Origin of the sequence: Rhodococcus sp. FH8 (assembly GCF_019266085.1) — a bacterium.
GTDB classification, from domain to species: domain Bacteria; phylum Actinomycetota; class Actinomycetes; order Mycobacteriales; family Mycobacteriaceae; genus Rhodococcus_F; species Rhodococcus_F qingshengii.
The window spans coordinates 14,010-40,522 of sequence record NZ_LPNQ01000065.1; the positions used below are offsets into that span (position 1 = coordinate 14,010).

Consider the following 26,513-nt stretch of genomic DNA (forward strand, 5'->3'; position numbering starts at 1 on the left):
CAGTTGAGGTCCTAGCCTCGGGGGATGATCAACGCCAGAGGTCCAGCGGTATCCCCGCCTGCGGCGCCCCGATTCTTCTCACCACCGCTCAGTGTCGCGATCGTCGGAGCGGGGCCGGCGGGAATCCACGCCGCCGGCGCTCTCGCCGAACTTGCGCCCGGCACCAAGACAGACGTGTTCGAGCGTCTACCGACGCCGTACGGACTGGTGCGCTACGGTCTCGTACCAGGGCACCCCGAATCCGAAAAGTTCGCCCATTCTCTGCACACCACGCTGGTCGCCAGTGACTTCCGGCTGTTCTGCAACGTGGAGATCGGAAAGGACCTTTCAGTCGGTGACCTACGTTCTTCCTACGATGCCGTGATCATCGCAACCGGTGCGCCGCGGGATGCACCTCTCGACATTCCCGGCGTCGAGCTTCCAGGTTCTTTCGGTGGCGCCGAGTTTGTCGGTTGGTACAACGATCACCCGGACAGCTCGCCGCAGTGGCCGCTGAACGCGGAATCGGTCGCAGTGATCGGAGGTGGCAACGTCGCACTCGACGTCACCCGTATGCTCCTCGCCGAGGCGCAATCGCTGCAGGCCACGGACGTCTCCGACCAAGTTCGGGAAGGGATCGCCGGCAGTCGAGTTCGCGAAGTACACATCTTTGTCCGGCGCGGACCAGCCGACGCTCGCTTCTCCCCGAACGAGTTGCGCGCTCTCGGTGAACTGCCCGGAGTCGATGTTGTCGTCGATTCTGTCGATGTCGTACCGGACCGGCATGTCGAGCGGATGACCAAACAGTTGGCGCACACCCGACTGACAGTCGAGACACTCCGTGGTTTCGCGGACGCTGCTTCTGCCGATCGGACTTCCCGGCGCCGAGTTCACCTGCACTTCTACCGACAGCCGGCGCAGATTCTCGGCAGCGGGAAAGTCGAAGCACTCCGCGTCGAGCGGACAGACCCGGACGGATACGGTCACGTCACCGCTTCGGGTATCTGTACCGACTATCCGGTTCAAGCTGTGTACCGGGCAATCGGATTTCTCGGGACGCCACTTGCCGGGGTGCCTTTCGATCACCGACGAGGCAATGTTGCGCACCAGGGCGGCGCAGCGGTCGACGAGAGCGGCTCGCCGATCGCAGGTTTGTTCGTGACGGGCTGGATGAAGCGAGGTGCCGCCGGGCTGATCGGTGCGGCTCGGCCTGATGCACGCCAAACTGTCGAAACCTTGCTGCGACAGTTGGATTCGGCATACGAGCGTCGAGCCGGCAATGGCCGGCTCGCGGAGGTCCTCGGGGCCGGCAGAGTGGTGCCCGTCGATTGGGATGGATGGCTTCGCATCGATGCCGCCGAACGTGCCCTCGGTGTGAAGCATGGGCGTGATCGGATCAAAATCAAAGAGCGCGACGAACTCGTTCGCATCGGCACGGAGTCGGCAGTTCACGCCGAATAGATTCGCTGGGGTCTGGAGTACCACCGGGGTTACGCTGAAGTGAGTCACTCCGATTCATTGTGATCGAGGTGCGGAACAGAAGTGTCATGAATGAACGTGGTGCGCAGGCCAGTGACGCGACAATCGCGAGCGGGCCCCTGACCGAACGGGGCACCGTCACCGAGTTGCGCCTCTCAACGCTGCGGGTGGTGCGTGACGGCCAGAACGGTGCAGACGGTCTCGGCCGCCTTGTGGCGGATTGGGAGGAGGGGCGAACCCCGTCCGACCTGAGCGATTATCTGCCTGATCCAGCCAAGATTCGTCGGGCGGCGCTGATCGAACTGGTCGGAATCGACATGGAGTACCGCTGGCTGAAAAATGATTGCCCGAAACGGCTCACGGATTACTGTGCCGAGTATCCCGAATTACTCGAAGAACCATTACCGGCCGAGCTCCTGTACGAGGAGTTCCGGGTGCGGAAGCAGGGTGGGGAGGACGTCGCAGCAGCCGAGTACCTCAGCGAGTTTCCCTTGCAGGCAGAGAGTTTCGAGCAGATGTTCGACCGTGATTCGATGGCCGGTCGCGAAGACGTGATGATGTTGGGACTGTCGGGTTTCGACGAGTTCGAAATCGGGCAGCACCTGGACGATTTCGAGCTGGTGTTGGAACTCGGGCACGGCGCATTCGCCCGAGTGTTCCTCGCTCGGCAACTCTCGATGCAGCGGTGGGTTGCGTTGAAAATCTCGCGCAACGTCGGAGTCGAGCCTCAGACTCTCGCCCAGCTCGACCATCCCAACATCGTCCGGGTCTTCGATCAACGGTTGCTCGAGGAACGCGCACTGCGAGTCCTGTTCATGGAATACGTGCCGGGTGGGACCCTGCTCGACGTGGTCAAACTTGTCCGCGTGACACCGCAGGCGCAGCGGTCCGGACAACTACTTCTCGACGCCATCGACAAGACCCTGGCGAAGAAGGGAGAGATGAAGCCCAGCGAGACGAGCCTGAGGAGCGAGATCGCTGCGATGTCGTGGCCGGAGACCGTGGCCTGGATGGGGATGCGACTGGCCGATGCCCTCGAGTATGCGCGTGAGCACGGCGTATTACATCGGGACATCAAGCCGGCGAATGTCCTGCTCAGCGTCGAAGGCATCCCCAAGCTCGCCGACTTCAACGTCAGCTCGAGTGAGGAGGTCTCGACCGAGGACGCTGCATGTTTTGTCGGAGGCTCGCTTGCCTACATGTCTCCGGAGCAATTGGAGGCCTGTGCGGTGGGGGCGCCTGGCACACTCGACACCCGTAGCGACATCTATGCACTGGGCGTGATGTTGTGGGAACTCCTCACCGGGAGTAGGCCTTTCACGGACGACGGTACGGGGGAGAGCCCACCGTCGCCCAAGAAGGCGCTCGAGGCCCGCCGGCGCGGGGTGGATCCCGCAGCCGAGGCACGGCTACCGGACGACTGTCCGCCGGCGCTGCGCCGAGTTCTGGTCAAGTCTCTCTCGCCGGAGAGAGACGGAAGGTGGTCTGGCGGCCGAAAGTTGGCTCGTCAGTTCGCACTGTGTCTGGACCGGTCTGCTCGCAATCTGGTGGACCCACCGGAAGGGAGTCCACGTTCGACGTTGTGGAAGTGGGCGCTGCCGATAGTGCTTGCCGCGATCGGAATTCCGAATCTTCTTGCGGCGGGCTACAACTACTACTACAACAAGATGCTGATCATCTCGGGTCTCTCGCCGCAGGCTCAGCAGCATCTCGAGCAGGTTCATCTGGTCATCGGGGTGGCTGCGTTCTCTCTCGGTGCCGCAGCGATCCTGTATTGGTGTCGGCTTGCACTCACCGTGCCTCACGGACTGCGCAACGGTCAGACGTACAGCGCGGAGGTCTTGAACAAAGCGCGTACTGCGACGCTGAACGTCGGACATCGCGCGGTCGTGATCGCATTCGGTCTGTGGGTTCTGGCCGGTATCGCATATCCGGTCGCATTGCAGATTGCCGCCGGCGGAATTCCGCAGCGGGCCTACGTGCACCTGATGTCGTCGCTGGCGGTGTGCGGCGCCGTCGCAGTCGCGTATCCGTTCTTCATCCTGACGTACTACTCGGTTCGATGTCTGTATCCGATCTTGTTGTCACACGGCGAGTTACGAAGCGACGACGGACGCGATATTCGCTCGTTGGGTCGGAGCAGCACGCGTTACCTCGCAGTCGCGGCGTCGGTTCCACTGGTGGGAATCGCGGGGCTCAGTTTTGTCGGTTCGGGTGCCGGTGAGGAACTCAACGCAACAGTCCGTGCGTTGTGTTTGGGCGGGATCGCCGGATTCATCGTTGTGTATCAACTGTTTCGACGGATCGAAAGTGATCTCCGAGCACTGCTGCGCGTCGTGTCTCTCGAGGTGTCGGCGTCTCCGTAAGTGCCTGACAACCGTGTTCGAGTTCGGCCTATGTGGCAGTGCTCTTGCGTGCTCGGCTGCGACGAACTGCTTTGGTGGGAGGCGGAGACTTCTCTTCCGATTCTTCCTGAGGGTCGTCGCGCCAGTGAATCTCGATTTCTATCTCGACTTCGTTGCCGTCGACTTCGATCTCGAGTTCCCACCGAACCTGTTCCGGAACACTGATTTCGATCGAGTCCCCACCCGACCCCAGCTCCACTTCCGATCCACTGGCGAGGGCTTGGCCGAGGGCGATGAGTCGGTCGGCGACTTCCTGCCGTGAGAGTTCTGACTTCCTCTTGATCTCCAGTTTGGGCACGAGCACTCCTGACCTCGGCGGATTCTCCCTTTCACGGTAGTTGGACGAAGGGGAGATTGTCGGAGTTTGTGGAACCACACAGCAGGACGCGTCGACGCGCAACAAACCTGAAGGCGCTGTTGGGGGCGTGAGAAACAGCGAGGAATCCGGCTCACTTCCAGCACGGACGAATCGGTCGGGAGGGCCCTGTCAGCGATGATTTTCGCGAAAGTCTGGGTTCAGTCCAGAAGATTGCGCAATAGTGGAAAGGTGCCTTCGACGCCGGATTATGCAGCCCAACTGCGTAACGCTGAGCTTCGCGTGACTCGTCCCAGAGTCACGGTGCTCGAGGTTGTGCATGCACGCCCACACGCAGCCACCGAGACTGTCTTCGATGCTGTGCGGGCTGTTCTGCCGGGGGTGTCGCGGCAGGCGGTCTACGACGTGTTGCACGCTCTCACCGACGCCGGGCTGATCAGGCGGATCCAACCGTCCGGATCGGTGGCGCTGTACGAGTCACGCGTCGGCGACAACCATCATCACGTCGTCTGCCGGTCCTGTGGGGTCGTTGCAGATGTCGACTGCGCAGTCGGAGAGGCACCGTGTTTGACGCCGTCGGCGCACAACGGTTTCGTTCTCGACGAAGCCGAGGTCATTTACTGGGGCCTGTGTCCCGACTGCTCGACAACTCAGAGTTTGCGATCACAAACGTGATCGAAGTCCGTTCTACTCGCTCATGGAGGGATTACCGTGTCCGATAGTTGCCCGGTTGCTCACGACGGAAACACCGAGAGCACCAGCGAAAGTGAAAACCCCGCAATCCCGTCTCCGACGCCTACCGGGAATCGTCCGAGAACAAACAGCGACTGGTGGCCGAATCAGCCGGATCTCTCTGTCTTGCATTCACATTCGTCGAAGTCGAATCCGATGGGTGCCGACTTCGATTACGCCCAGGAATTCGCCAAGCTCGATGTCGAGGCGCTAAAGCGCGACGTCATCGCGTTGATGACGGCGTCGCAGGATTGGTGGCCGGCCGACTACGGGCACTACGGCGGACTCTTCGTGCGTATGAGCTGGCATGCTGCCGGCACCTATCGCATTGCAGACGGCCGCGGCGGTGGCGGCCAAGGTGCTCAGCGTTTCGCCCCGCTCAACAGTTGGCCGGACAACGCCAGCCTCGACAAGGCCCGGCGCCTGCTTTGGCCCGTGAAGCAGAAGTACGGAAAGCAGGTTTCCTGGGCCGACCTGCTGGTGTTCGCGGGCAACTGCGCCCTGGAGTCGATGGGGTTCAAGACCTTCGGCTTCGGATTCGGCCGAGAAGACATCTGGGAGCCCGAGGAGATCTACTGGGGTCCCGAGGACACCTGGCTCGGCGACGAGCGTTACAGCGGAGACCGTGAGCTGTCCGGACCGCTCGGAGCCGTGCAGATGGGCCTGATCTACGTCAATCCCGAAGGACCCAACGGGCAACCGGATCCGGTAGCGGCCGCCCGCGACATCCGTGAAACGTTCGCCCGCATGGCGATGAACGACGTGGAGACAGCTGCGCTGATCGCCGGCGGTCACACCTTCGGCAAGACGCACGGAGCCGGACCGGCCGACCTCGTCGGACCGGAACCGGAAGGTGCTCCCATCGAGCAGCAGGGACTGGGCTGGAAGAGTGCCTTCGGCACGGGTGTGGGTAAGGACGCGATCACCAGTGGTCTCGAAGTCGTGTGGACTCCCACTCCGACGAAGTGGGACAACACCTTCTTGGAGATTCTGTACGGCTACGACTGGGAGCTGACCAAGAGTCCGGCGGGTGCGTGGCAGTGGATTCCGAAGGACGGCGCGGGGGCGGGCACCATCCCGGATCCGTTCGATTCGTCGGCCGGACGCACCCCGACGATGCTGACGACCGACCTGTCCCTACGCCTGGATCCGACATACGAGAAGATCACCCGGCGCTGGCTCGATCATCCGGAAGAATTCGCCGAAGAGTTCGCCAAGGCTTGGTACAAGCTCCTTCACCGTGACATGGGACCGGTCACGCGCTACCTGGGACCTTGGGTTCCCGAGCCGCAGCTGTGGCAGGACCCGGTTCCCTCGGCCGATGATCAACTGATCGGGGACGCAGACATCGCGATCCTCAAGAGTCGACTTCTCGACTCCGGGCTGTCCATTTCGCAGTTGGTATCGACGGCGTGGGCGTCTGCCGCGAGCTTCCGCAGCACGGACATGCGCGGCGGCGCCAACGGTGCGCGAATCCGACTGGAGCCGCAGAAGAATTGGGAAGTCAACGAGCCCGCAGCTCTCTCCTCGGTGCTTCAGACTCTCGAGCGGGTTCAGCAGGACTTCAACCAGGCTGGTGGAGCAAAGGTTTCTCTCGCCGACCTGATCGTTCTGGGTGGTACAGCGGCCGTCGAACAGGCTGCGAAGAACGCCGGACAGGACATCACGGTCTCGTTCACTCCGGGACGTACGGACGCAACGCAGGAGCAGACAGACGTCGACTCGTTCGAGGTACTCGAACCCCGGGCCGACGGATTCCGGAACTACCTCAAGGGAGGCGAGAAGATTCCGGCAGAGATTCTGTTGGTCGACCGCGCGTACATGCTGTCGCTGACCCCGCCCGAGGTGACAGTGATGGTCGGCGGACTTCGCGCGCTGAACGCGAACTTCGGCAATACCCGTCACGGCGTGTTCACCGATCGTCCCGAGACGTTGACCAACGATTTCTTCGTCAACCTTCTCGACATGGGTACCGAGTGGAAGCCGTCGAAGACGGACGAAAACGTCTACGACGGTGTTGATCGCGTGACGGGCGATCCGAAGTACACGGCAACTGCGGTCGATCTCGTTTTCGGATCGAATTCGCAACTGCGTGCACTCGCCGAGGTGTACGCCAGTGCAGACGCCAAGCAGAAGTTCGCCGAGGACTTCGCCGCAGCCTGGACCAAGGTGATGGACCTCGACCGGTTCGACGTGAACTGATCCAGCAGATCGTCGACGACGCCCCGCGAGCTTGTTCTCGCGGGGCGCCGTCATTTCACGCGCACGATAGCGTGGTCGTGTGGCCGATCAATTTGCGCTGGTACCAGCGGTGTACGTGATGTTCTGTCGAAGCAACCCGGTACAACGGCGCGAGGTGCTGCTGCAATTGCGCGAGGGCACGGGATTCATGGACGGATACTGGGCTCACGCTGCTGCGGGCCACGTCGAACGGGGGGAGTCGGCGATCGACGCTGCCGTTCGGGAGGCTGCGGAAGAACTTGGTGTCGAGTTGCTTTCCTCGGAACTGAAGCCGCTGACCGTGTTGCATCGCCGCCACGCGGACGGGAGCGAACCGGTGGATCATCGAGTGGACTTCTTCTACGAATGCCGCACGTGGTCCGGTGAACCACGCCGGATGGAGCCGTTGAAATCTGCAGATCTGCGGTGGTGGCCGGTTGACGAACTCCCGGAGAAGTTGGTCGACCACGAGCGTTTCGTAATCGAAGCCCATCACTCCGGTCAGCTCGCACCCATCCACAGCTACGGCTTCTGACCGGGTGAGGATCTGATTCAGGCTTCGCTGGCAACGATGACCGGGCAGTGTGCTTTTCGAATCATCGCACTGCTCGTGGTGCCGAGAGCGGTGTCGTCGAACGAACCTCGTCCGCGCCGGCCCACGACGAGAAGCCGTGCCTCGGTGGAGAGTTGTTCAAGAATGGCAACCGAGGGGCCGTCGAACTCGATCTGACGGATTGCGACGCCAGGGTAGAGCGTGGCCCAACCCGACAGTTGCCACGTCAGCGGCGTCGAGTGCTGGGGCGAGTGCCCGGATGCGACGTCTCGACGCAGTTCGGCCTCTGGCGGCGCGGCGTGAACGACGACCAGTTCGGTGTTCGCTGCCTCTGCTTCCTTGAATGCGATGGCCAGAGCGCTTTCGCTGTAGGCGCTTCCGTCCAAACCGACGACAACCGGCAAGGCTGCCGCAGCGCTGCTTTCACGCGGTGTTCCGACTCTTGCGAACGAACATGTCGGTCCAGGTGCGGCGGGATCGTCCTGTGGTGCGACGATCAAGGCGGCCTCGGACGTCAACGCGGTGAGGATTGCGGTGTTCTCCCCGGAGATCAGATCGGTCCGGATCCGAAGATCTGGCGACACCGACTCGGCGATCTGAATGGCCTCCATGAACAGGCCGGTCGGCGATGCCGAGGTGTTCAGATCGGCGCTCGGAGCTACGAAAACGATTCGCATCCAGAGACCGTGGCGATGTGCGAACTCAGCCGCCCACGTGATCACGTCGGGGCGCAGCGGGGATCCGTCGATGCACACGACCACCGCTCCGTCCGCGGACCACTCCGAGGTGATGAGGTCAGTCGATAGTTCGGGCTTCATCGTGAACTCCTCGGGCTGTGTCTGTTGAATGCGAACTAGCTTGCAGGACAGTGCCGAACAGCAATCCTGCTCCGATTATCGAGCACGCGGCAGTCGTCAGGGGCAACCACACGAGCGTCGTGACAGCGAACATGAGCACGAGCAACGGGGCGAGGAGATGGCCGGGTTTCGCTCGGCGTTCGTGTTGCTGCTTTTCTGCCCAGGCTCGGTGCTTCGTGCCGTCATTCATGTTGTTTCACCTCAGTTCTCACGTCGGAAACCGACTTGTGACCAAGCAGTCCGACATGCGCCTCGTCGCGCATTCTTTCGACCATGTGGGGGTAGTGCAGTTCGAATGCCGGCCGCTCACTGCGGATTCGGGGGAGTTCGGTGAAGTTGTGTCGCGGTGGTGGGCAGGACGTAGCCCATTCGAGCGAGTTTCCGAAGCCCCAAGGATCGTCGACGGTCACAATTCGGCCGTACCGGTAGCTCTTGAAAACGTTCCAGATGAACGGAATTGTCGAGGCTCCGAGCACAAACGCGCCGATGGTCGAGATCGTGTTGAGAAGAGTGAAATTGTCAGACGGGAGGTAGTCCGCGTACCGCCGAGGCATGCCCTGGGCGCCGAGCCAATGCTGGACGAGAAATGTTGCGTGAAAGCCGATCAGGGTCAACCAGAAGTGAATTTTGGCGAGCTTCTCGTCCAACATCCGGCCGGTCATTTTCGGGAACCAGAAGTAGATTCCGGCGTATGTCGCGAACGCGATTGTCCCGAAGAGGACGTAATGGAAATGCGCGACAACAAAGTACGAGTCGGTGACATGAAAGTCCAAGGGCGGGCTGGCAAGGATGACGCCGGAAAGTCCGCCGAACAGGAATGTGACCAGGAAGCCGACGGAGAACAGCATGGGCGATTCGAAAGTCAACTGCCCCTTCCACATGGTGCCGATCCAGTTGAAGAACTTGACTCCGGTGGGAACTGCGATCAGGAAGGTCATGAACGAGAAGTAGGGGAGAAGAACGGCGCCGGTTGCGTACATGTGGTGCGCCCACACAGCGATCGACAGTGCAGCAATTCCCAATGTTGCGTAGACCAATCCGGTGTATCCGAAGATCGGCTTGCGGCTGAAGACGGGGAAGATCTCCGAGACTATGCCGAAGAACGGCAGCGCCAGAATGTAGACCTCGGGATGGCCGAAGAACCAGAACAGATGCTGCCACAACATGACTCCACCGGTGGCGGGGTCGAACAGGTGCGCTCCCAGGTGCCGGTCCACCCACAGTCCGATCAAGGCAGCAGCGAGCAGCGGAAAAACGAGGAGGATCAGCATGCTGGCGACCAGCGCATTCCACGTGAAGATCGGCATGCGGAACATCGTCATACCCGGGGCGCGCAGGCAGACGATCGTCGAAACGATGTTGACTGCGCCGAGGATGGTGCCGACCCCGCCGAGAGCGAGACCGATGATCCACAGGTCGGCGCCCATGCCGGGGGAATGGAGTTCGCTGGTGAGCGGTACGTAGGCGGTCCAGCCGAAATCTGCCGCACCACCAGGTGTTACGAATCCGGCGGACGCGATCAGGCCGCCGAAGAGATAGAGCCAGTAGCTGAAGGCGTTGAGTCGCGGGAAACACACGTCCGGCGACCCGATCTGCAGTGGCATGAGGTAGTTGGCGAATCCGAAGAACACCGGGGTCGCGTACAGCAGGAGCATGATCGTGCCGTGCATGGTGAACAACTGGTTGTACTGCTCGTTGGACAGGAATTGCATTCCCGGAACGGTCAATTCCATGCGCATGAGTAGTGCCATCAGTCCGCCGATCAAGAAGAAGGCAAACGATGTCACGATGTACATCAGACCGATCATCTTGTGATCGGTGGTCCTGAGGATCTCGACCAGTTTCGAACCCTTCGGAGCGGTTCGGGGAATTGCATCGGCGGGGGAATCGACCTCACCGACCGGCCGGGGCGCGAGATCAACCACGACGGCCGCCTACGCACATCGACGTGACGAAAGACCGAGAATGCCTGGGACTGTGGAACATAACGCAATGATCGTGGCGACCGGGAACTCGGACGAGGGGAAAAGGTCCCTAGGATCGGAACAGAGGCATGGCGTAGATCACGTGGTCCGGTACGGTCGAGAGAGTTGTCTTCACGAGCCGAAAGAAAGCGAGATGGTCATGGCATGTCGTATCAGTGAACTGGTGCTCGGTTGCCGGGAACCCGAGGTGCTGGGCCGGTTCTGGTGCGAGGTCCTGGACTTCGTCGTGCTCGATCGAATGGACGACGGTTCGTTGGAGATCGGCCCACGCGAAGGGTTCGGCGGTCCGCAGCCGACGATCATCCTCAGTCGCAGAGACGAACCGGAGAAGGGTAAGCCCCGCCTGCATATCGACGTCAACGCCACCGATCGCGATCAGGAGGCCGAACTGGAACGCCTGTTGAGTCTTGGTGCGCGGCCGGCCGACATCGGCCAGACAGGGCACGAACAATGGCATGTCCTGGCCGATCCGGAAGGTAACGAGTTCTGCCTGCTCAAGGCCCAACTGGATCCGCTCTGACGCTCAACGATGCTGGATCGGCAACGGACTTCGCCTGGGGCTCAGCGGAACACGCCACACCAGTTCGGTGACACCGTTCTCGCTGGTGATGTTGCTCGAGCCTCCGCACTGACGAGCGCGGGTCGCCAGGTTGTCGAGACCGTGGATTCTGGTTGCCTGGTCGATTCCCACACCGTCGTCGACGATGCTGATGACAAGCTCCTCGGTGGCCCGGATGGTGACGTCGATGGCATCGGCATGTGCATGCCGCAGAGCGTTGCTCAAGCCCTCGCGCACAACGGCTTCGGCGTGCGGGGCAAGTCGAGACGGGACGGAACTGTCGATGGTTCCCTCGAAAGTGACGCTGGGAGTGATCGACGAGTGGCCGGACAGACCGTTGACGGCATCGAGTAGTCGCCGCCGCAGGCTTGTGGGAGTAGACATCTCGCTCGTATGGAGGTCGAAGACTGCGGTGCGGATTTCACGGACTGTTCGATCGAGTTGATCGACAGAGGTGTCCAATACGGTTCGAACGGTGTCCTCGTCGCCTGGACGTTGCAGCACCCCCTGCAAACTCAACCCGGTGGCGAACAGCTGTTGGATGACGTGGTCATGGAGATCCCGCGCGATTCGGTCGCGATCTTCGAGGACGTCGACCAGTCTTTCTTTCCGTTGCTGTTCTGCGAATTCGACAGTGACAGAAGCGATGTCTGCCATCGCCGTCAGTTGCTCGATCTCGTCCACTCCCCACGGGCGGTTGCTGCGGCGTGACGCGAAGAGAACACCGCCGCCGAACGAGGTCCCGGAGAGGGGGAGTGCGACCACTGATTCGTCGCCGGAAACATTCAGTGCCGGAACGGAACTGCCATGTGGTGCAGAGATCGGCCGCCGGCTCCGCGCAGCGTCGTCGATCACGGTCCCGGACAGATCGACGGCTGATCCGGTCGCGGGGACAGGCTGGGAATCAGCAGCATCGGCGACGTGGACTACCGGCTCTCTGCCGAGGTCGTAGCGAACGACGCACACAAGATTTCCATCCGTGAGGTGCCGCGTCGTCCGAACCAGTTCCGATAGCGTCTCGTCGCGGGATCCGCCGCTGAGCAGACGTGCATTGACGGCGGCGACGGCCTTGAGCCAGGCTTCTCGCGTCCGGGATTCCTCGAACAGACGCGCATTGTCGATGGCGATGCTCGCAGCATTTGCCAGAATCTGGAGTACAGCCTCGTCGCGGTCGTCGAATGCAGTCCGTTCCGAGCTGTCCGCGAGGTAGATGCTGCCGAACACCTCGCCCCTGACGAAGATCGGAACACCGAGAAACGTGTCCATCGGCGGATGATTGGTCGGAAACCCTGCCGAGGACGGATGCGAGGAGATTCGGTCGGTTCGAACCGGGCACGGTTCTCGAACGACCAGGCCCAGCAGGCCGTGACCTTCGGGAAGATGCCCGATCTTGGCAACCTGCCCCTGAGTCATACCGGAGTGGATGAATCGGGACAAGCGTCCGTCGGGGGATTTCACGCCGAGCGCGCCGTAGTCCGCTTCGAGGAGATGTCGCGCGACGTCGACTATCTGTTGCAGGGTTTCGTCGAGCTGGAGTGTGGACCCGACGGTCAACACGGCACTGAGCAGTTTGGGAATTGCAGTCGGGTTGAGAGCAGTCAGCTCTGCGCTTCCGGCGATGTCGCCGAAAAGGCTGAGCATGAGCGCGTCGCGGCTACCTGGCATGGTGCGTGCCCGTGGTGGCGGAGAAGGGCGAGCCGGACGGCGTCAGCAGGTGAGTGGTCGCCTGGCCGGAAGGATCCGGGTGCGAAGTGCCCGCACGAAGCTTTGTCGCCAGAACTGCGGCCTGCGTTCGACGTTCGAGACCCAGTTTCTCGAGGATGCGTGAGACGTAGTTCTTGACTGTTTTCTCCGAGAGTTCTGCGTGCGAGCTGATCTCTCGATTGCTCAGTCCCTTGCCGATCAACTCGAAGATCAAGAGCTCCTGATCGGTCAACAGGGCTGCCGCAGTACCCGACTCCTGTTCGGACCGGATGCGCCGGACCAAACCGATCACCGCCTGGGTGTTCAACAGCGACTTGCCGGTAGCAACCGTGCGGATCGCCGACACCAGGTCGTGGCCGCGGATGTTCTTGAGGACGAATCCTCGTGCGCCGGCGATCAGGGCGTCGAGCAGTGCGTCGTCGTCGGAGTACGACGTGAGCATCAAAGTGGCGGCGCTCGGGTAGGTCGACGCCAGTTCTCGGCACAGTTCCACACCGTTACCGTCGGGAAGTCTGACGTCCATGACAACCACGTCGGGTCGGCATTCGGGTATTCCGGCCGAGGCTTCGCGAACACACGACGCCTCGCCAACAACGTTGAATCCCGGTACCTGATTCAACAGGTCTGCCAATCCACGACGGACGATCTCGTGGTCGTCGACCAGATAGATGCCGATCGTCACGGTGGTCACCTCTTCCAGCTCACGCCTGCCGTCGATGTTACCGGACGGTAATGTCCCGACAGGATCGGGTTGTCCGACCGATGGTCGACAAAAAACCCGCGTCGAAGGGTGCGAGACCGAGTCTCGATTGCACAGAGTCAAAGGTCCCGACCGTCACGAGATCTGAATCACCCAGATCTCGTGAGGCGGTGGGTGTGAGCTGAATGTGATTGCACCGGTGGCTGTTCGATCCGCTCAGTCGACGGGAGCGAGTTCGACGGAGACGTAGACACCCTTGCCTTTTCGGTGTGCGAGTGCCTCGCCGGGGCGATCGATACCGTCCAGTTGGAGAACGATCGGACCTTGTTCCGGGTAGAAATTGCGCCACCAACTCTTCTTGTCCGGCATGGCAACGCCGATCGTCACATGGTCGCCTTTTCGTTTGTAGGACACGGGCGCGCTGAAGGTACGACCGGACTTGCGTCCGACGTAGGTGATGACGGTCATGGAACGGCCCAATAGTTTGCCTACGATCGGAGCGCCGATCAGTGGTTGGACCACTACGTTCACGGCGGCGGATACACGTTGGAAAGTGTTCACGAGAAGCCCTTTCACGACGAATGCTGCACGAATTCGAATCCTGCACGGAAATGGTGCGTGCAGTAGTTCTATCCTGCTCGACCGGGATTGTCGCGTGGGCAGAAATTGGTACAAACCGGTGTGCCGAAGCGAGTAGCGTGGGGTACGTCGAGGGTCATTCGAATATGCGCGGTCAAGCCATGTCGTCCTCGACGCCAACCCGGTCTGTGGTCGAACGGCCGAGAACTGGAGCGCCTGTATGGCGTCGAACCCGTCCGATGTGTCGAATGCACGAGGGCAATCCGAGTCGACTGACGAGGATCAGAAAACACCGTCGATCTGCCCGGCGTGTCAGCACAGTATGGAATCCCACGATCCGCTCGGGGTTCGCTTCTGCGCAGTGACTGCCGACCGCGATCTCGATCGAAAGTGCATCTGCGCTGCAGATCGCGAGGAGATGCAGCACTATTCGCGCTACTGAGGTGCATCCTGCATCCCAATCGGAGACGCACCGACCTGTAGTCGCCGACAGTGCTGGATGCCCCGAACCCGCCCTCGTCTATCGACGATCAGCACGTGGTGGTGATGTGTGCGTAGTGCACTTTTACCTGTACGACGTGCAGGGCTGCAATGTGTATGTGCGCTGCCCGCCGCGCTCAGAGGTGACCGGATAGACCGCCGGTCGCGGTGTGTGCTCGCTTCGCCGAACGACTACCTGCTCCAACGCTGCCGTGCTTACTCGATCAGATCCACCTCCCAATTCGTTCGTTGAATCTGTGTATCGACCTCGCGAATCTCGCGGGCGAGGTCGTCCGCGATTGCCCGAAGTTCGGTGACGGGGACTGCCGCGACATAGACCAATTCTGATCGGAGTTGACGACCGTAACCTCGCTCTTCGCGCCCGGACGCGGCGTCCGCAGCGGCATTGACTGCAGAGTGTCTCAGACGCAGCACATCTCGATGGGCGAGTGCATCTGTGACAGTGCCGTTTCCGAGGATCGCCTGCGCATTGGTTCGATTGATCGCGCGCATCAACCGTTCGAGTTCGCTCAGAGTTGACGTCAGCTCTTCGAGAAGGACGGCGGCGTCTTCGGCGGGAACTTCTCCCTCCTGGTGGCGTGCATTGTCGACGATCCGCTCGCGCAAGTGCGCAACCTTGCGAGTGGTGTCACTGCGTAGCGCCAGTGCCTCTGCCAGTTTCATGGATGAAGCTCCTGCTCTGACCTGAATCGGGAACTCCAAGCTAGCACTCGGTTGACAACCTGGGTCGGATTCCATTGTCTTGCTGCGTTCTTCCCAGTTCAGCATTCGAATCATCTTGGAGACAGCTGGTGCTGCGTGTCCTTCGATGAAGCGATGCAGCCGGTGGAGCACGCTGCGCACGGTCTCGGGTCGACGGGGCGGGCGAGGTATACGATGGTCCGCCGTCGATCTCGCGGTTCAGACTGAAATAGTCGCCCCGCGACGAGTTAGAGTGCGCCTTTCCTATTTGTTCGTCTTCGGGAGGCCAGGGGGATTGACCAGCGACTTGTCGACTGCCTCGTTGGTGATCTTCCATCGCTCGAGAACTTGCTCGTATGTGCCGTTTTCGATGAGATGATCTATCGCCTCGCTGATCGGTTGTACCAAGCCGTTGTCTTTCTTGACCAGTACACCGATCTGGCCCAACGCGGCCTCACCGGCTCCGGAGAACTGACCGATCACTTCGTTCTCGCCAGTCTGTGCAGCGTGAAACTGCGATGACGGGTTGGGGCCGAAGTAAGCGTCGATTCGACCGGAAGACAGCGGCAGGTAGTAGTCAGTGGTCTTCTGGTACACGGTGATTTCAGCGGGAGCACGCCCAGCTGCGAGGTTGTCCTCATTCCACTTCACCAGCAACGCCTCCTGATTGGTGGCAGCGCCGACTCCGATCTTCAGTCCGGCGATGTCTTCCGGCTTCTCGAGTGAGAGATTCCTGTCCTTTCTGACCTCGAACGCGAGAGTGTCGAGGCGGTACGTCGCGAAGTCGTATTTCTCTTTGCGCTCTTCGGTGACCGTCACGTTGGAGATGAACGCATCTGCGTCTCCCGAATCGATCCGCACCGAATTCTGCGCCCAATCCGCGACCTGAAGGTCGATTTTCAGCCCGAGCACCTCTGCAATCAAATACGCGAAGTCGGTCTCGGAACCGATGACAGTCTTGTCGTCGTCGGCATAGAAGCGCAACGGTGGAGCGGTTCCAGCGTTGCCGGTGATTCGGATCGTGCCCCGGTCGCGGAACTCCTGAGGGACCTTCGCTGCGATCGAATCAACCTTGTCGGTGCTGATGCGGTTCTGCTCGGCCGACAAGTTGATACTGGATGTTGTTGCACCGGAGTGTTGCCCGGTCGATTCTTCATCTGGGCTTCCGCAAGCGGTACCCAGGAGAGTAACTGTGGCCAGGGTAGAGATCAGAAGCGTTGCGGTGCGAGGACGGGTGAACATCGGGTTCCTTCCGGGAAGAGGGTTTGTCGAAGCAGGTTGTCGAGATCACGAAGTGTGGGCTAGCTCTTCCACGCATCCACGAAGTCCACCGAGTAGAGATCGGCTTGGATGCGCAGGTCGTGAACCGCGGGAGTCGTCGCGTAGATCAGCGAAGAGGCGTGCAACGGGATCGCCAGTGCCTGATCGGCAATCAGTTCCTGAATCTCCTTCAACACCACGTTTCTCGCATCGACGTCTACGGTCTGAGATTGTTTGACCAGCAATGCATTCAGCTCCGGAGTCGAGGCGATGCCTTTGGTCGAGCCGAGAGTGGGACTGAACACCAGCAGTACGTCACCGTCGGCGCGCAAGCTCTGGAAGTAGATCGATTCCCATGTGCCGTCGGTTCTCGCGGCGTTGTCCTCGGCAGTCGAGCGAGGTTGCAAGTTCACTGCAACTCCGATGTCGCGCAGCTGAGATTGGATCAGTTCGAACTGCGATTGGGGGAGGTGGTTGCGGTAGGCCAATTCGACGGTCAGTTTCTCACCGTCCTTGGTTCGGAATCCGTCACCGCCGACTGTCCATCCACTGGCGTCCAGCAGTGACTTCGCACCCGACGGGTCATAGGTGTACTCGGACGACAGATCGGTGTAGCCGGGCGCTTTCACCGACAAGATGCTTCGCGCTTTCTCGTCACTCGGTGTGTAGGTGGTGTCGATGATCTGCTGGGGATCGATGCCCTTCACCAAAGCACGCCGCACGCTCAGGTCCGCAAGTACCGGCGCGAACGTGGGGTTGAGCAAGAGCGAGTCGTTGATGCCGGCAGCAAGGGACGGGATGACAGTGAGTCCGGCGCCTTCTGCCCGGTCGACGTCTGTGCTCGGAATGTCGATCGCGGCGTCCAGTTGTCCTGACGTCAAACCGCCGATTCGCACCGAGGATTCGGGGACCACCAAAAAGGTGATCGAATCCAGATAGGCCTCTCCCTTGTTCTTGTTGAGTGAGGATCCCCAGCGGTACCCGTCCCGACGAGCGAGTACGACCTTCGCGTTGGTCTCCAGTTCTTTCTGTACGAACGGGCCGGAAGCGATAACGCCCTGGGCGCAGCGTTCTTCGGGCGTCTTCTTCAACGATTCCGGTGCGATGATGGCGAGCGTGTCGGAGCGGGCGGCTTGAAGGAAGCCCGCTGACGGTTCCGAGAAATTGAGTGCGACAGTGGAAGCGTCGAGTACCTCCGCTCCAGTGAAGTTTGCGAGATGTGACTTCGCAGTGGTCGCGAAACCACTGTCTCCCAGTCTCTTCTGGCTTTCGAAGTTGTCCGCGACAACCTGCGCATCCAGACGCTCGCCGTTGCTGAAGGTCACGCCGTCCCGCAGAGCGAAGACGAATCGTCGACCGTCGTTCTGGACCTCCCAGGACGTCGCCAACCAAGGCACGATCTCCCCGGTCTCGAGGTTCTGGTCGACGAGTTTGTCGTAGAGTGGATGGAATGCCGTAGCAGTTTGACCGTTCAGGGTCTTGTCGATGCACGGTGGAAACGTATTGATCGCAAAGGTCAGATCGCCCCCTGACACGGGCTCGGAGTCGGCGCTCGCAGCTGGCGTTGCAGTGCTGCAGCCGGCTGCAACTGCAAGCGTCGACGCCAGGATGGCGACTCGGATCGGTATGGATGAAAGCCGCGACGTCGTCATGGGCTGAGTTCCGTTCATCGTGGGGAAGTGCGAGTGGTGTCGAAGATGTGGGACCGCAGGGTCGTTCCGGTGTATTCGCGCCGGAACACGCCCCGATCTTGCAGAAGTGGCACGACGGAACTCGCGAAGTCGTCGAGCCCCCTGGGGAAGTGGGTAGCGGTCAGGATGAAACCGTCAGCTGCTCCCGATTCGAAGAGGTGCGTCAACTCGTCCGCCACTTCTTGCGGCGAGCCGACAATCTCGGGAGTGAGATCATTGCGCGCGAACAACTCTGCGGTTTCGGCGATGGTGAGATTTCGGGATTCGATCAGGCGTGCCAATCGACGCGAGGGGCCACTACCGCGGTTGAGAACTTCGGCGATCGGAGTGGACGGATCGAACTGCGACAAGTCTAGTCCTGCGGAGTGGGAGACCCACTCGATTGCCGCATCCGGATGGATCAAGGATCGCAGGTACTCCTGCCGTTCCTTCGCGATGCTCGTCGTCTCGCCGACTATCGGTTGCACAGCGGCGACGAGGCGCACCGAATCAGGGTCGCGTCCGGCCTCTTCCGCGTAGCCGCGAATTGCCTTGCGCTTCGCTCGAAGATCTTCCTCCAACGGGTCGATCGCAAAGACCAGATCTGCCCACCGCCCACCGAATTCGCGCCCTCTCACAGATTCACCTGCCTGGATGAAGACCGGGCGGCCCTGAGGTGATTGTGGCAAGGTGAGTGGACCCTGCACCGACAAGTATTTGCCCTTGTAGTCGGCCGCGTGAATCTTGCTTGTGTCTGCGTAGATTCCGCTGTCGCGATCGGCCGATACGGCGTCGCCGTCCCACGACGACCAGAGTGCGGTGGTTGCTTCGAGAACTTCGTCGCCGCGCTCGTACAGTTCTTCTCTCGGAAGCCGATCGACTTCGGGAAAGTTGTCGTTAGCCGGACCGGGTGCCGTCATCACGATGTTCCAGGCCGCGCGCCCACCGCTGAGTATGTCGAGGCTGCCCAGAGTTCTCGCCAGGTTGTACGGGCTGTTGAAGCTTGCCGAAAGGGTTACGCCGAGACCGATACGATTTGTTGCGCCGGCCACCACTGCAGCCAACTGCGTCGGATCATGTTGAAAGCCGGTCAGCAGACCGTATTTGGTGTGGCCGTCGACGTAGTGCACACGCTCAGGTATCAGTATCAGGTCGAATTTTGCTCGTTCCGCTGCTTGCGCGTATCGCTCGTAGAGCGCTCTGTCCTCGAAGGCATTCTCCGAGTACGAATGCCGCCACATTCCGGCACTGTGCATACTCGGAAAGACCATGTAGGCGCCGAGGATCATCTGTCGTGTCATCGCTGGTCCGGATTCCTTGGTGTGTGATGGATGTCAGTGGAGACGGGTCGTTCGGGGTCGGCGCTCCACCCCGACCACGACGCGACGTAGACCGCGGAGCTGATGCCGACCGCTGCAAGCGCCAGTGCGTTGTGCGACGCGGCAACTCCGCCGCCGCAATAGGACACGACGGTGGCACCACGCTCTATTCCGAACTGGTGGAAGTATTCTCGTAACTCGCGGTCGGGAAGTAGGAATCCGTTGTCGTCGAGTAGGTCAGTTGCCGGCGCTGAGATAGATCCGGGAATGTGGCCGGCGCGGAAACTGCTCGATCCTCGGGCGTCGAGCAATCTGCCGGCCGATGCCGCGCGCAGGGCGTCTTCTGCGTCGGCGAGTGTCGTGCTAGTGGTGGAAGGTGGTACGGGAATCGAATCGTTTGTCGATATGCGTTTCCGGGCTGTAACCCATCCGGACGATCCGCCGTCCAAGTACCGCACTGAACGTCCTGCCCAGCGAAGCGTGAACCACGCGCGGGCCGCAAGCAGGGGGCTGTCCGAACTGTAGACCACGATGTGAGCATCGGCGGATACTTTCAGATCGTTCAGTGTTCTTCCGAATGCGTCGAGGTCTGGCAGCGGTCGATTCCCGTCAGTCCCGCCGCCACTGCTTTGAAAGTCGTTGATCGACAATGTGATGGACTGCGGCGCAGTAATGATTCCGGCTCCGCCCTCGCTGTTGTCTCGCACCACGTTGACGACGACGAGCGTCCGATCGGAACGAATGAGTTCGCGGAGTTCGGTTGCGGAAACAATGACTGCGCGACGCTCGATTCCCCCTGCTTCTGACATGAAAGATATTGTGTAACAATTGCTTCAGTCAAGAAAGAGATAAGATCGTGGCAATCTTTACTCATGGCGCCACGGCTGCCAGCACTTGTCCGGCATCGATGACATCTCCCACCGTTACTGTCACCGCCGAGACGATTCCGGGTGAGGAAGCACGAAGGGCAGTCTCCATCTTCATTGCTTCTACGACCGCGACGACATCACCTTCCGACACCCGCGTTCCAGTCTGCAGCACTGCCAGCACGGTTCCCGGCATCTTCGATGTGATCTCTCCGTCGCTGAGATCGGAATCCTTTGCTGTATAGACTTTCTCGTCCACCTTCACGGTCCAGCCACCAACGCACACCCATGTACCGGTGCCGACTCCGAGGCGCCCAGCGGTGGTTGTCAAACCATCGGCGACCAGACTGAGTGTCAGCTCGTCGGTTCCACCCCTGACGACCACCGAAATGTTCCGGCCGTCGGCGGCGACAATCCAGTGGTTGCTTCGTTGTGAGATGACGGTTGTCGGCACGACGCGGCCGTCGGCAATGAGTTCGCGTCCGATCGGGTCGGATCCCAACTTGCGCAATGTCTCTCGATGTAGTCCGTGGGGGCCGGTCCACGACGACCCGGTGACCGGCGATTGTTCCTCGACGGAAGTCCACACCATCGCAACAGCAGCGGCGGTGGCCTGGAGCTCTGCAGAATCCGGGATCAACCGAGTGAGGTGCTCGTCGACGAAGGAAGTGTGAATGTCATCCGCGCGCACAGCCGGTGTCGCCAAGAGAAGTCGGAGGAAACCGATATTCGAGGTTCCACCGAAGTAACTCGAGTCGGCCAAAGCTCGGTCCAATGATTCCAGTGCGGTTGACCGCGTCGGACCGCTTGCTATGACCTTTGCGATCATCGGATCGTAGAACGGCGGAATGCTGCCGGCACCCTCGAAAGCACTGTCGATGCGAACCCCCGACGGCCAGGCTATGTCCACGGAATGTGAAGGTGCGGGCCGAAACCCGTTCGACGGATCCTCGGCGTAGATTCTGGCTTGCACCGCGAAACCCCGCAGCGCGATATGGCGCTGCTGTAACGGCAAACGGGCGCCGAGGGCGATGTCGAGTTGCAGTTCGACGAGATCGACGCCGGTCACTTCCTCGGTGACCGTGTGTTCGACTTGTAGGCGCGTGTTGACTTCGAGAAAGTAGTAGCGGTTTTCGGCGTCAACCAGAAATTCGACGGTTGCCGCATTCACGTAGCCGACGCCTCCGAGTAGTCGCAGAGCGTCGTGCTGCATGGCTCCCAGGACCGATTCGGGGACAGAACTTGCCGGTGCCTGCTCGATGATCTTCTGGTTCCGACGCTGTAGGGAGCATTCACGGGTGAAGAAGTGAACTCCTGTACCGAAGGAATCGAAGAGGACCTGAACTTCGATGTGACGCGGACGCTCGACCAGCGTTTCGATCATCAGGTCGCCGCGGCCGAAGTTCCTTTCGTTCAAACCGATTGCAGAGGTGATGACCTCTCGTGCGTCATCACCCGGATGTAGTCGAACCATCCCCTTGCCGCCGCCCCCGAACACCGGTTTCAGCAGCACCGGCACGTCGAGAGATCGAACGTGACCGAGGACGGTATCGGGATCGGCGCTTGCCTCGCCCCACGCGGTGAGAGTCGGGATGCCGGCGTCAGCGGCGGCCTTCTTCGCTCTTGCCTTGTCTCCGAGTAGAGCGATGGATTCAGCGGCCGGACCGACGAATGTCAGACCTGCAGCGACGACGGCTTCAGCGAAATCGGAGTCTTCGGAGAGGAATCCGTAACCCGGGTGCACGGCATCGCAATCCGCGGCCAGCGCGGCCGCAATGATTTGATCCGAATCGGTGTAGGACTCCGAGGGGATGTCTCCGTCCAGAAGCACGGTGTGATCGGCGAGGCGATGCCACTGTGCGTGTGAATCGACGGGGGAGGAGATCGTCACTACCGACATGCCGAGACGACGCGCCGTGCGCGCGATGCGCGTGACGATTTCACCCCGATTGGCGATGAGAAGTCGAGTCATGTTCTCACATCCTGAAGACGCCGAAGCGCGTTGTTCCGTGATTGCGGGGAAGCATGGACAGCGCGAGTGAAACCCAGGATCGCGTGTCGACCGGGTCGACGATCGCGTCAACCCATAGCCTGGATGCGACGTACACCGACTCGCCCTGCCGGTCGTAACCTTCGCGTATCGGCCGTTTGATTTCCTCGATTTCCTCTTCCGTGAGCGGAGTTCCGCGTGTGCGCGCAGATTCGATCTTCATCAATGCCATCACCGACGCTGCTTGCTCGGAACCGACCACGGTGGTCTTCGCGTTCGGCCACACGGCCATGAAGTCAGGACCTATCGAGCGTCCGCACATCGCGAGGTTTCCCGCCCCGTAGCTTCCGCCGATGACGATGCTGAGCTTGGGAACCCTGGCGCAGGCAACGGCATTGACCAGTTTCGCGCCGTGTTTGGCGATACCTTCCGCCTCGTACTGCTTCCCGACCATGAATCCGTTGACGTTGTGCAGGAACAACAATGGGATGTCTCGTTGTGAGCACAGTTCGACGAAGTTCGCGGCCTTGAGGGAGTCCTCCGAAAAGAGCACACCGTCGTTCATGATGACCCCGACGGTGTACCCCTCGATGTGGCCGGTCCCGCAGACGATGGTTCGGCCGTAATTCGCTCGGTACTCGACTAATTCGCTGGCATCGAGCAGGTGGGCCAGAACGTCGCGCGCGACGATCGGGGTTTTCGAGGAGGCCGGGATCACCGTGTCGAGATGCTCGGGGGAGTGAAGAGGTGGTCGCGGAGATCGTGACGGCGCCCGTACCTCCCGTCGATCACCGCGGGCGACGATGTCGGCGATCATGCTCAGAGCCTCGATGTCGTCGTTGGCGATGTGATCGACGACGCCGCTGATCACCCCGTGCACGTCGGCGCCGCCGAGCTCTTGCGGTTCGACGTCGACACCGGTTGCAGCCTTGACCAACTGAGGGCCGCCCAGATAGACGGTGCCGGTACCGCGGACGATGACGGTCTCGTCGCACATCGCTGGGATGTATGCACCTCCAGCCGTGCAGGAACCCATGACTGCTGCGATCTGAACGATGCCGTCTGCCGACATTTCGGCGATGTTCTTGAACATCTCGCCGAAATGGTGCTCGTCGGGGAAGATCTCGTCCTGCATCGGAAGGAAAACACCTCCGGAATCGACGAGATAGACACACGGCAACCTCAGCCGACGAGCGACGGATTGCAATCGCAGTTGCTTCTTGACGGTCAGCGGGTAGTAGGTGCCGCCCTTGACGGTGGCGTCGTTCGCGAAGATGGCGCAGAGTGAGCCGCGGATGAGCCCTACGCCCGTGACCAGACCAGCCGACGGGAGTTGCTCGTCGTACACCTCGAATCCGGCCAGTTGTCCGATCTCGAAGAACGGGGACTGCACGTCGAGAAGAGCATCGATGCGTTCGCGAGCGGGCAATTTGCCGCGAGCCCGGTGCTTGGCGACCGACCGCTCGGGTGCCCCGTGAACGGACAAGTGTTGCGCGTCCGCAACTCGCTCGCGAATTTCCTTGTATGCCAGTAAGTTTTGCTCGCGGGTACCGGGGTCGAGTTGTGCGGTGCGTTCAATGACGGGCATGGGACGTACCTACTGTCGGTTCGGAGGAAGCTGTGCGGAGGGAGAATACGAGCGCAGTCGCTGCTGCAGTGATCAGTGCGACGATTGCCGACCACACGCGTTCATCGGATGCGAGAGGTCCGACTACAGAGGCGATGCCGGCAATTCCCTGCTGTACGAGTCCGCAGTAAGCGACGGCGATGGCTCCGCCTTCAGCAAAATGCGTCACTGCTGATGCTGCCGAGTTCGGGAAGAGAAGCGATTGCCCAAATGTCAGTGCGATGTATCCGAGCAGGAAGACCGCGAGCAACGGCGTGGAACCGAGTGGGGGATACCAGCAGAGCATGAGGACGAGGCCGGCAAGCAGCATGCACAGCGCACCTCGACGCATCAACTTCTCTGAACCGACGGTTGTGGCCCTTCGATTGACGTAAAGCGCGCCGCTGAAGTAGGCGGTTCCGTAGAGGATTCCGAAGGCTCCGAATGCCCACGGTTGCAAGTCGAATCGATCGCTGAACAGGAAGGGGCTCGATTGCTGCACAAGGACTATCGCGCCGAAACCCAGGCCCCCCGCAATGGCTGGTTTGTAGAACTGGGGTGTCAGGACTATGGCATTCCACCGAACAACGCGTTCGTTGTTGTCGCGGACTGTGGTGTTCTCGGTCCTCAGTGCCACCGCAGCGAGTGCTGCTCCGAGTACTCCGAGCACGCCGAAGCCGGTTCGCCACGAGGTGAACGACGCAAGAGCGCCGCCGATCAGTTGGCCACCGCCCAGTGCCACCACAAATGCCATCGACAACAGCGACAAGCGGCTAGCCAACTCCGAACCGGTGAACTTGTCCTTCACCATCATTCGCACGATGATGGCCGCACCTCCTGCTCCGATGCCTTGAACGATCCGGCCGATCAGTAGTACGGCGGCGCTCTGGACCAAAGCCAATGCAATGCAGGCGATCACGAACAATACCAAGCTGGACAACAGTGCCGTCCTGCGTCCGAGTCGATCTGCCAACCGCCCCCACACGACCACCGGAAGTGCGGCACTGATCACGAAGAGTGTCACCGACCACTTCACCACGGAATCTTCGATGCCCAGATCCGTCGCGATCTTCGGCAGTGAAGGGAGGTAGATGGTCGTGGCCATTTGTGCTGTCAACACGACGGCACAAGCCAGCGGTGTCACTGCGACAGTGCGGTCGTCGCTCATTCCGTGACACTTCGTAGGACGTCGGCGAAGCGCTCGATCGTTGCATGTGGAAGGTCCGCCCGAAGCATCAGTCTCAGCCCGGCTTTGCCCCGGCCGATGACAGGGAAGAAGACCGCCGATGTGTAGAAACCGCTAGCCAGCAGTTTCTGTGCTGCGGTGATGGTTTGTTCTTCCTCGTGGAGCGTGACGAAGCGGATCGGGAGTCCATCGCCCGATGCCGGCGTGTCGACGAGCGAATCGAACAGTTCGACAACCGTGCGGAGTTGCCGCTGCCGCTTGTCGACCTCTCCGCTGCGGTGGAGCTCCACGGACGCCGCAATAGCACCCAGCCCGGCTACGTTCACACGCTGCGACCACGTCAACGGGCCGCCGTAGCGAAGTGCGAGATCACGATTTCGACTGCCCCGTTCCGGCCGAGTGCGATCGCACCGCCGGAAGCACCGAATCCCTTGTTCAGTGATGTCAGCAAGAATGTTCGATCATTGAGGCTGCCGATGAGATCCAGGACCGCGCCACGCCCGTTGTGTCCGATGACCGAGGTGCTGTGCGCCTCGTCGAGAACGAGAATCAGTCCGTATTTGGCCTGTAATGCAAACAGTTCGTTCAGGGGCGCCTTCCCGCCTGTGCTGTAGACGGTGTCCGCCACGTATGCCACCTGAGAATTTGTTCGGCAAAGACTTTCGAGTTCATCGACGTCGTCGTGCCGAATGGTCACGATCGTCGTTTCGTCGGCGACGCTCGCCTTCATGGCATTGAGGCAGAAGTGTGCGTTCTTGTCGAACACCATGAGGGGAGGTTCACCGCCGGTGAGCAACCCGGACGCGACGAGGGGGAGCAAGCTCCACGCAGCGTTTGCGGCGGATCCGAGGGTGAGCACATGTGCGTCAAGCAGTTCGCTCAACGCGGCCTCTGTGTCGTCGAGAAGGCTGGAGTGGACTCTCATCCGCGAGATGGAACTGTTCAACGTTCGTTCGCGCTCGAGAGCGGCGATCGCACCCGAACGAATTCGGTCGTCGGTGTCGAGCCCCAGATACGAGTACGTGGAGAAGTTCTCGAATTCGTATCCTTGGATCGTCCGGTGTTCGAAACCTGCGACGCGATCGGCAGTGAGATCGGCCAGACCCTCACTGACTGCGCGATCCCAGAATGGGTCGCTCAAATCAGCAGCACGCCTGAGGTTGGAGTACAGATTCCTATCTTTCAAGCTCTCGGCAACCGTCATTTCGCGGCTGTTCCCTTCACTGGATTCGATAGCGGAATTACTGCGTTGATGCACTGAGGGGCATCGCCGTCAGTTGACATTGCTCATTGAGGACGAAAGACAATTCGATGTCAAGCATTACGGAATCGAGACGCCGAGAAAAAGGAAGAAACCCTATGGTTT

The 26,513-nt window shown here is 60.7% G+C and carries 23 protein-coding genes; 7 read left to right on the forward strand and 16 right to left on the reverse strand.

The genetic code is table 11. The features are described from left to right. The first annotated feature begins 24 nt into the window (after positions 1–24). Together ATN38_RS14380 and ATN38_RS14385 are read left to right on the forward strand one after the other, a co-directional pair. The gene (locus tag ATN38_RS14380) at positions 25–1,440 is read left to right on the forward strand and encodes an FAD-dependent oxidoreductase (protein ID WP_218748159.1); all 1,416 of its coding nucleotides are present in this window, start codon (positions 25–27) and stop codon (positions 1,438–1,440) included. A gap of 86 nt (positions 1,441–1,526) precedes the next feature. Beyond that, complete coding sequence (locus ATN38_RS14385; protein ID WP_218748161.1) at positions 1,527–3,824, forward strand: serine/threonine-protein kinase; 2,298 nt, start codon at positions 1,527–1,529, stop codon at positions 3,822–3,824. 28 nt (positions 3,825–3,852) lie between these two features. Here the strand turns inward: ATN38_RS14385 and ATN38_RS14390 are convergent, their stop codons facing one another. Then, positions 3,853–4,161: an amphi-Trp domain-containing protein gene (locus ATN38_RS14390; protein ID WP_192712026.1), complete on the reverse strand. Its 309-nt coding sequence runs from the start codon at positions 4,159–4,161 to the stop codon at positions 3,853–3,855. Positions 4,162–4,410: 249 nt separating this feature from the next. Here ATN38_RS14390 and ATN38_RS14395 point away from each other — a divergent pair, with 249 nt between their 5' ends. The 3 genes from ATN38_RS14395 (at position 4,411) to ATN38_RS14405 (ending at position 7,666) form a co-directional block, all read left to right on the forward strand. Further along, entirely contained in the window at positions 4,411–4,854 is a 444-nt protein-coding gene (locus ATN38_RS14395) for a Fur family transcriptional regulator (protein WP_037129600.1), read from the forward strand. Positions 4,855–4,890: 36 nt separating this feature from the next. Then, entirely contained in the window at positions 4,891–7,113 is a 2,223-nt protein-coding gene (gene katG / locus ATN38_RS14400; protein WP_212633930.1) for a catalase/peroxidase HPI, read from the forward strand. A 79-nt stretch (positions 7,114–7,192) separates the two neighbouring features. Continuing rightward, entirely contained in the window at positions 7,193–7,666 is a 474-nt protein-coding gene (locus tag ATN38_RS14405) for an NUDIX domain-containing protein (RefSeq protein WP_218748162.1), read from the forward strand. A gap of 17 nt (positions 7,667–7,683) precedes the next feature. Here ATN38_RS14405 and ATN38_RS14410 read toward each other — a convergent pair whose 3' ends face one another. Both ATN38_RS14410 and ctaD read right to left on the reverse strand, forming a co-directional pair. Beyond that, positions 7,684–8,502, reverse strand: coding sequence for a universal stress protein (locus ATN38_RS14410; protein WP_125050399.1), 819 nt, complete (start codon positions 8,500–8,502; stop codon positions 7,684–7,686). Positions 8,503–8,723: 221 nt separating this feature from the next. Beyond that, the gene (gene ctaD, locus ATN38_RS14415) at positions 8,724–10,466 is read right to left on the reverse strand and encodes a cytochrome c oxidase subunit I (RefSeq protein ID WP_007726434.1); all 1,743 of its coding nucleotides are present in this window, start codon (positions 10,464–10,466) and stop codon (positions 8,724–8,726) included. A gap of 199 nt (positions 10,467–10,665) precedes the next feature. On the opposite strand from ctaD, the gene ATN38_RS14420 reads away from it, so the two are divergent. Beyond that, complete coding sequence (locus tag ATN38_RS14420) at positions 10,666–11,046, forward strand: VOC family protein (RefSeq protein ID WP_007726436.1); 381 nt, start codon at positions 10,666–10,668, stop codon at positions 11,044–11,046. A 3-nt stretch (positions 11,047–11,049) separates the two neighbouring features. Here ATN38_RS14420 and ATN38_RS14425 read toward each other — a convergent pair whose 3' ends face one another. The 3 genes from ATN38_RS14425 to ATN38_RS14435 form a co-directional block, all read right to left on the reverse strand. Then, on the reverse strand, positions 11,050–12,750 hold the full coding sequence (locus ATN38_RS14425; RefSeq protein WP_039972680.1) for a GAF domain-containing protein: 1,701 nt from the start codon (positions 12,748–12,750) through the stop codon (positions 11,050–11,052). Further along, positions 12,740–13,471, reverse strand: a complete 732-nt coding sequence (locus ATN38_RS14430; RefSeq protein ID WP_042925689.1) for a response regulator transcription factor — start codon at positions 13,469–13,471, stop codon at positions 12,740–12,742. Before ATN38_RS14430 ends, ATN38_RS14425 begins: the two co-directional genes overlap by 11 nt. A 234-nt stretch (positions 13,472–13,705) precedes the next feature. Beyond that, entirely contained in the window at positions 13,706–14,050 is a 345-nt protein-coding gene (locus ATN38_RS14435) for a nitroreductase/quinone reductase family protein (protein WP_037129595.1), read from the reverse strand. Positions 14,051–14,288: 238 nt separating this feature from the next. Here ATN38_RS14435 and ATN38_RS14440 point away from each other — a divergent pair, with 238 nt between their 5' ends. Further along, positions 14,289–14,510 carry an RGCVC family protein gene (locus tag ATN38_RS14440; protein WP_116057132.1) on the forward strand — a complete coding sequence of 74 codons (222 nt, stop codon included), beginning with the start codon at positions 14,289–14,291 and terminating at the stop codon, positions 14,508–14,510. 254 nt (positions 14,511–14,764) lie between these two features. On the opposite strand, the gene ATN38_RS14445 is transcribed toward ATN38_RS14440, so the two are convergent. The 10 genes from ATN38_RS14445 to ATN38_RS14485 form a co-directional block, all read right to left on the reverse strand. Further along, on the reverse strand, positions 14,765–15,232 hold the full coding sequence (locus tag ATN38_RS14445) for a DIP1984 family protein (RefSeq protein ID WP_037129592.1): 468 nt from the start codon (positions 15,230–15,232) through the stop codon (positions 14,765–14,767). A 282-nt stretch (positions 15,233–15,514) separates the two neighbouring features. Further along, positions 15,515–16,492 carry an ABC transporter substrate-binding protein gene (locus ATN38_RS14450; RefSeq protein WP_007726443.1) on the reverse strand — a complete coding sequence of 326 codons (978 nt, stop codon included), beginning with the start codon at positions 16,490–16,492 and terminating at the stop codon, positions 15,515–15,517. Positions 16,493–16,551: 59 nt separating this feature from the next. Next, positions 16,552–18,162: an ABC transporter substrate-binding protein gene (locus ATN38_RS14455; RefSeq protein WP_218748163.1), complete on the reverse strand. Its 1,611-nt coding sequence runs from the start codon at positions 18,160–18,162 to the stop codon at positions 16,552–16,554. A 14-nt stretch (positions 18,163–18,176) separates the two neighbouring features. Then, positions 18,177–19,481, reverse strand: coding sequence for an NtaA/DmoA family FMN-dependent monooxygenase (locus ATN38_RS14460; RefSeq protein ID WP_007726446.1), 1,305 nt, complete (start codon positions 19,479–19,481; stop codon positions 18,177–18,179). After that, on the reverse strand, positions 19,478–20,308 hold the full coding sequence (locus ATN38_RS14465) for a sulfurtransferase (RefSeq protein ID WP_007726448.1): 831 nt from the start codon (positions 20,306–20,308) through the stop codon (positions 19,478–19,480). Before ATN38_RS14465 ends, ATN38_RS14460 begins: the two co-directional genes overlap by 4 nt. Positions 20,309–20,369: 61 nt before the next feature. After that, the gene (locus ATN38_RS14470) at positions 20,370–22,337 is read right to left on the reverse strand and encodes a biotin carboxylase N-terminal domain-containing protein (RefSeq protein ID WP_116057130.1); all 1,968 of its coding nucleotides are present in this window, start codon (positions 22,335–22,337) and stop codon (positions 20,370–20,372) included. A 4-nt stretch (positions 22,338–22,341) separates the two neighbouring features. Continuing rightward, a complete protein-coding gene (locus tag ATN38_RS14475) occupies positions 22,342–23,943 on the reverse strand; it encodes a carboxyl transferase domain-containing protein (RefSeq protein WP_065456039.1) in 1,602 nt (533 codons plus the stop codon). Further along, a complete protein-coding gene (locus tag ATN38_RS14480) occupies positions 23,930–25,129 on the reverse strand; it encodes an MFS transporter (protein WP_054187583.1) in 1,200 nt (399 codons plus the stop codon). Before ATN38_RS14480 ends, ATN38_RS14475 begins: the two co-directional genes overlap by 14 nt. After that, on the reverse strand, positions 25,126–25,473 hold the full coding sequence (locus tag ATN38_RS32765; RefSeq protein WP_256931829.1) for a hypothetical protein: 348 nt from the start codon (positions 25,471–25,473) through the stop codon (positions 25,126–25,128). The genes ATN38_RS14480 and ATN38_RS32765 overlap by 4 nt, the downstream gene beginning before the upstream one ends. Before the next feature lie 14 nt (positions 25,474–25,487). Next, the gene (locus ATN38_RS14485; protein WP_256931830.1) at positions 25,488–26,288 is read right to left on the reverse strand and encodes an aminotransferase class I/II-fold pyridoxal phosphate-dependent enzyme; all 801 of its coding nucleotides are present in this window, start codon (positions 26,286–26,288) and stop codon (positions 25,488–25,490) included. Positions 26,289–26,513 lie beyond the last annotated feature (225 nt).

Bases quoted from the DNA above. Each gene is read 5' to 3' on its own strand.
- ATN38_RS14380 (WP_218748159.1), top strand. From the start codon at position 25: ATGATCAACGCCAGAGGTCCAGCGGTATCCCCGCCTGCGGCGCCCCGA.
- ATN38_RS14385 (WP_218748161.1), top strand. From the start codon at position 1,527: ATGAATGAACGTGGTGCGCAGGCCAGTGACGCGACAATCGCGAGCGGG.
- ATN38_RS14410 (WP_125050399.1), bottom strand. From the start codon at position 8,502: ATGAAGCCCGAACTATCGACTGACCTCATCACCTCGGAGTGGTCCGCG.
- ATN38_RS14420 (WP_007726436.1), top strand. From the start codon at position 10,666: ATGGCATGTCGTATCAGTGAACTGGTGCTCGGTTGCCGGGAACCCGAG.
- ATN38_RS14425 (WP_039972680.1), bottom strand. From the start codon at position 12,750: ATGCCAGGTAGCCGCGACGCGCTCATGCTCAGCCTTTTCGGCGACATC.
- ATN38_RS14440 (WP_116057132.1), top strand. From the start codon at position 14,289: ATGGCGTCGAACCCGTCCGATGTGTCGAATGCACGAGGGCAATCCGAG.
- ATN38_RS14445 (WP_037129592.1), bottom strand. From the start codon at position 15,232: ATGAAACTGGCAGAGGCACTGGCGCTACGCAGTGACACCACTCGCAAG.
- ATN38_RS14450 (WP_007726443.1), bottom strand. From the start codon at position 16,492: ATGTTCACCCGTCCTCGCACCGCAACGCTTCTGATCTCTACCCTGGCC.
- ATN38_RS14455 (WP_218748163.1), bottom strand. From the start codon at position 18,162: ATGACGACGTCGCGGCTTTCATCCATACCGATCCGAGTCGCCATCCTG.
- ATN38_RS14460 (WP_007726446.1), bottom strand. From the start codon at position 19,481: ATGACACGACAGATGATCCTCGGCGCCTACATGGTCTTTCCGAGTATG.
- ATN38_RS14465 (WP_007726448.1), bottom strand. From the start codon at position 20,308: ATGTCAGAAGCAGGGGGAATCGAGCGTCGCGCAGTCATTGTTTCCGCA.
- ATN38_RS14470 (WP_116057130.1), bottom strand. From the start codon at position 22,337: ATGACTCGACTTCTCATCGCCAATCGGGGTGAAATCGTCACGCGCATC.
- ATN38_RS14475 (WP_065456039.1), bottom strand. From the start codon at position 23,943: ATGCCCGTCATTGAACGCACCGCACAACTCGACCCCGGTACCCGCGAG.
- ATN38_RS14480 (WP_054187583.1), bottom strand. From the start codon at position 25,129: ATGAGCGACGACCGCACTGTCGCAGTGACACCGCTGGCTTGTGCCGTC.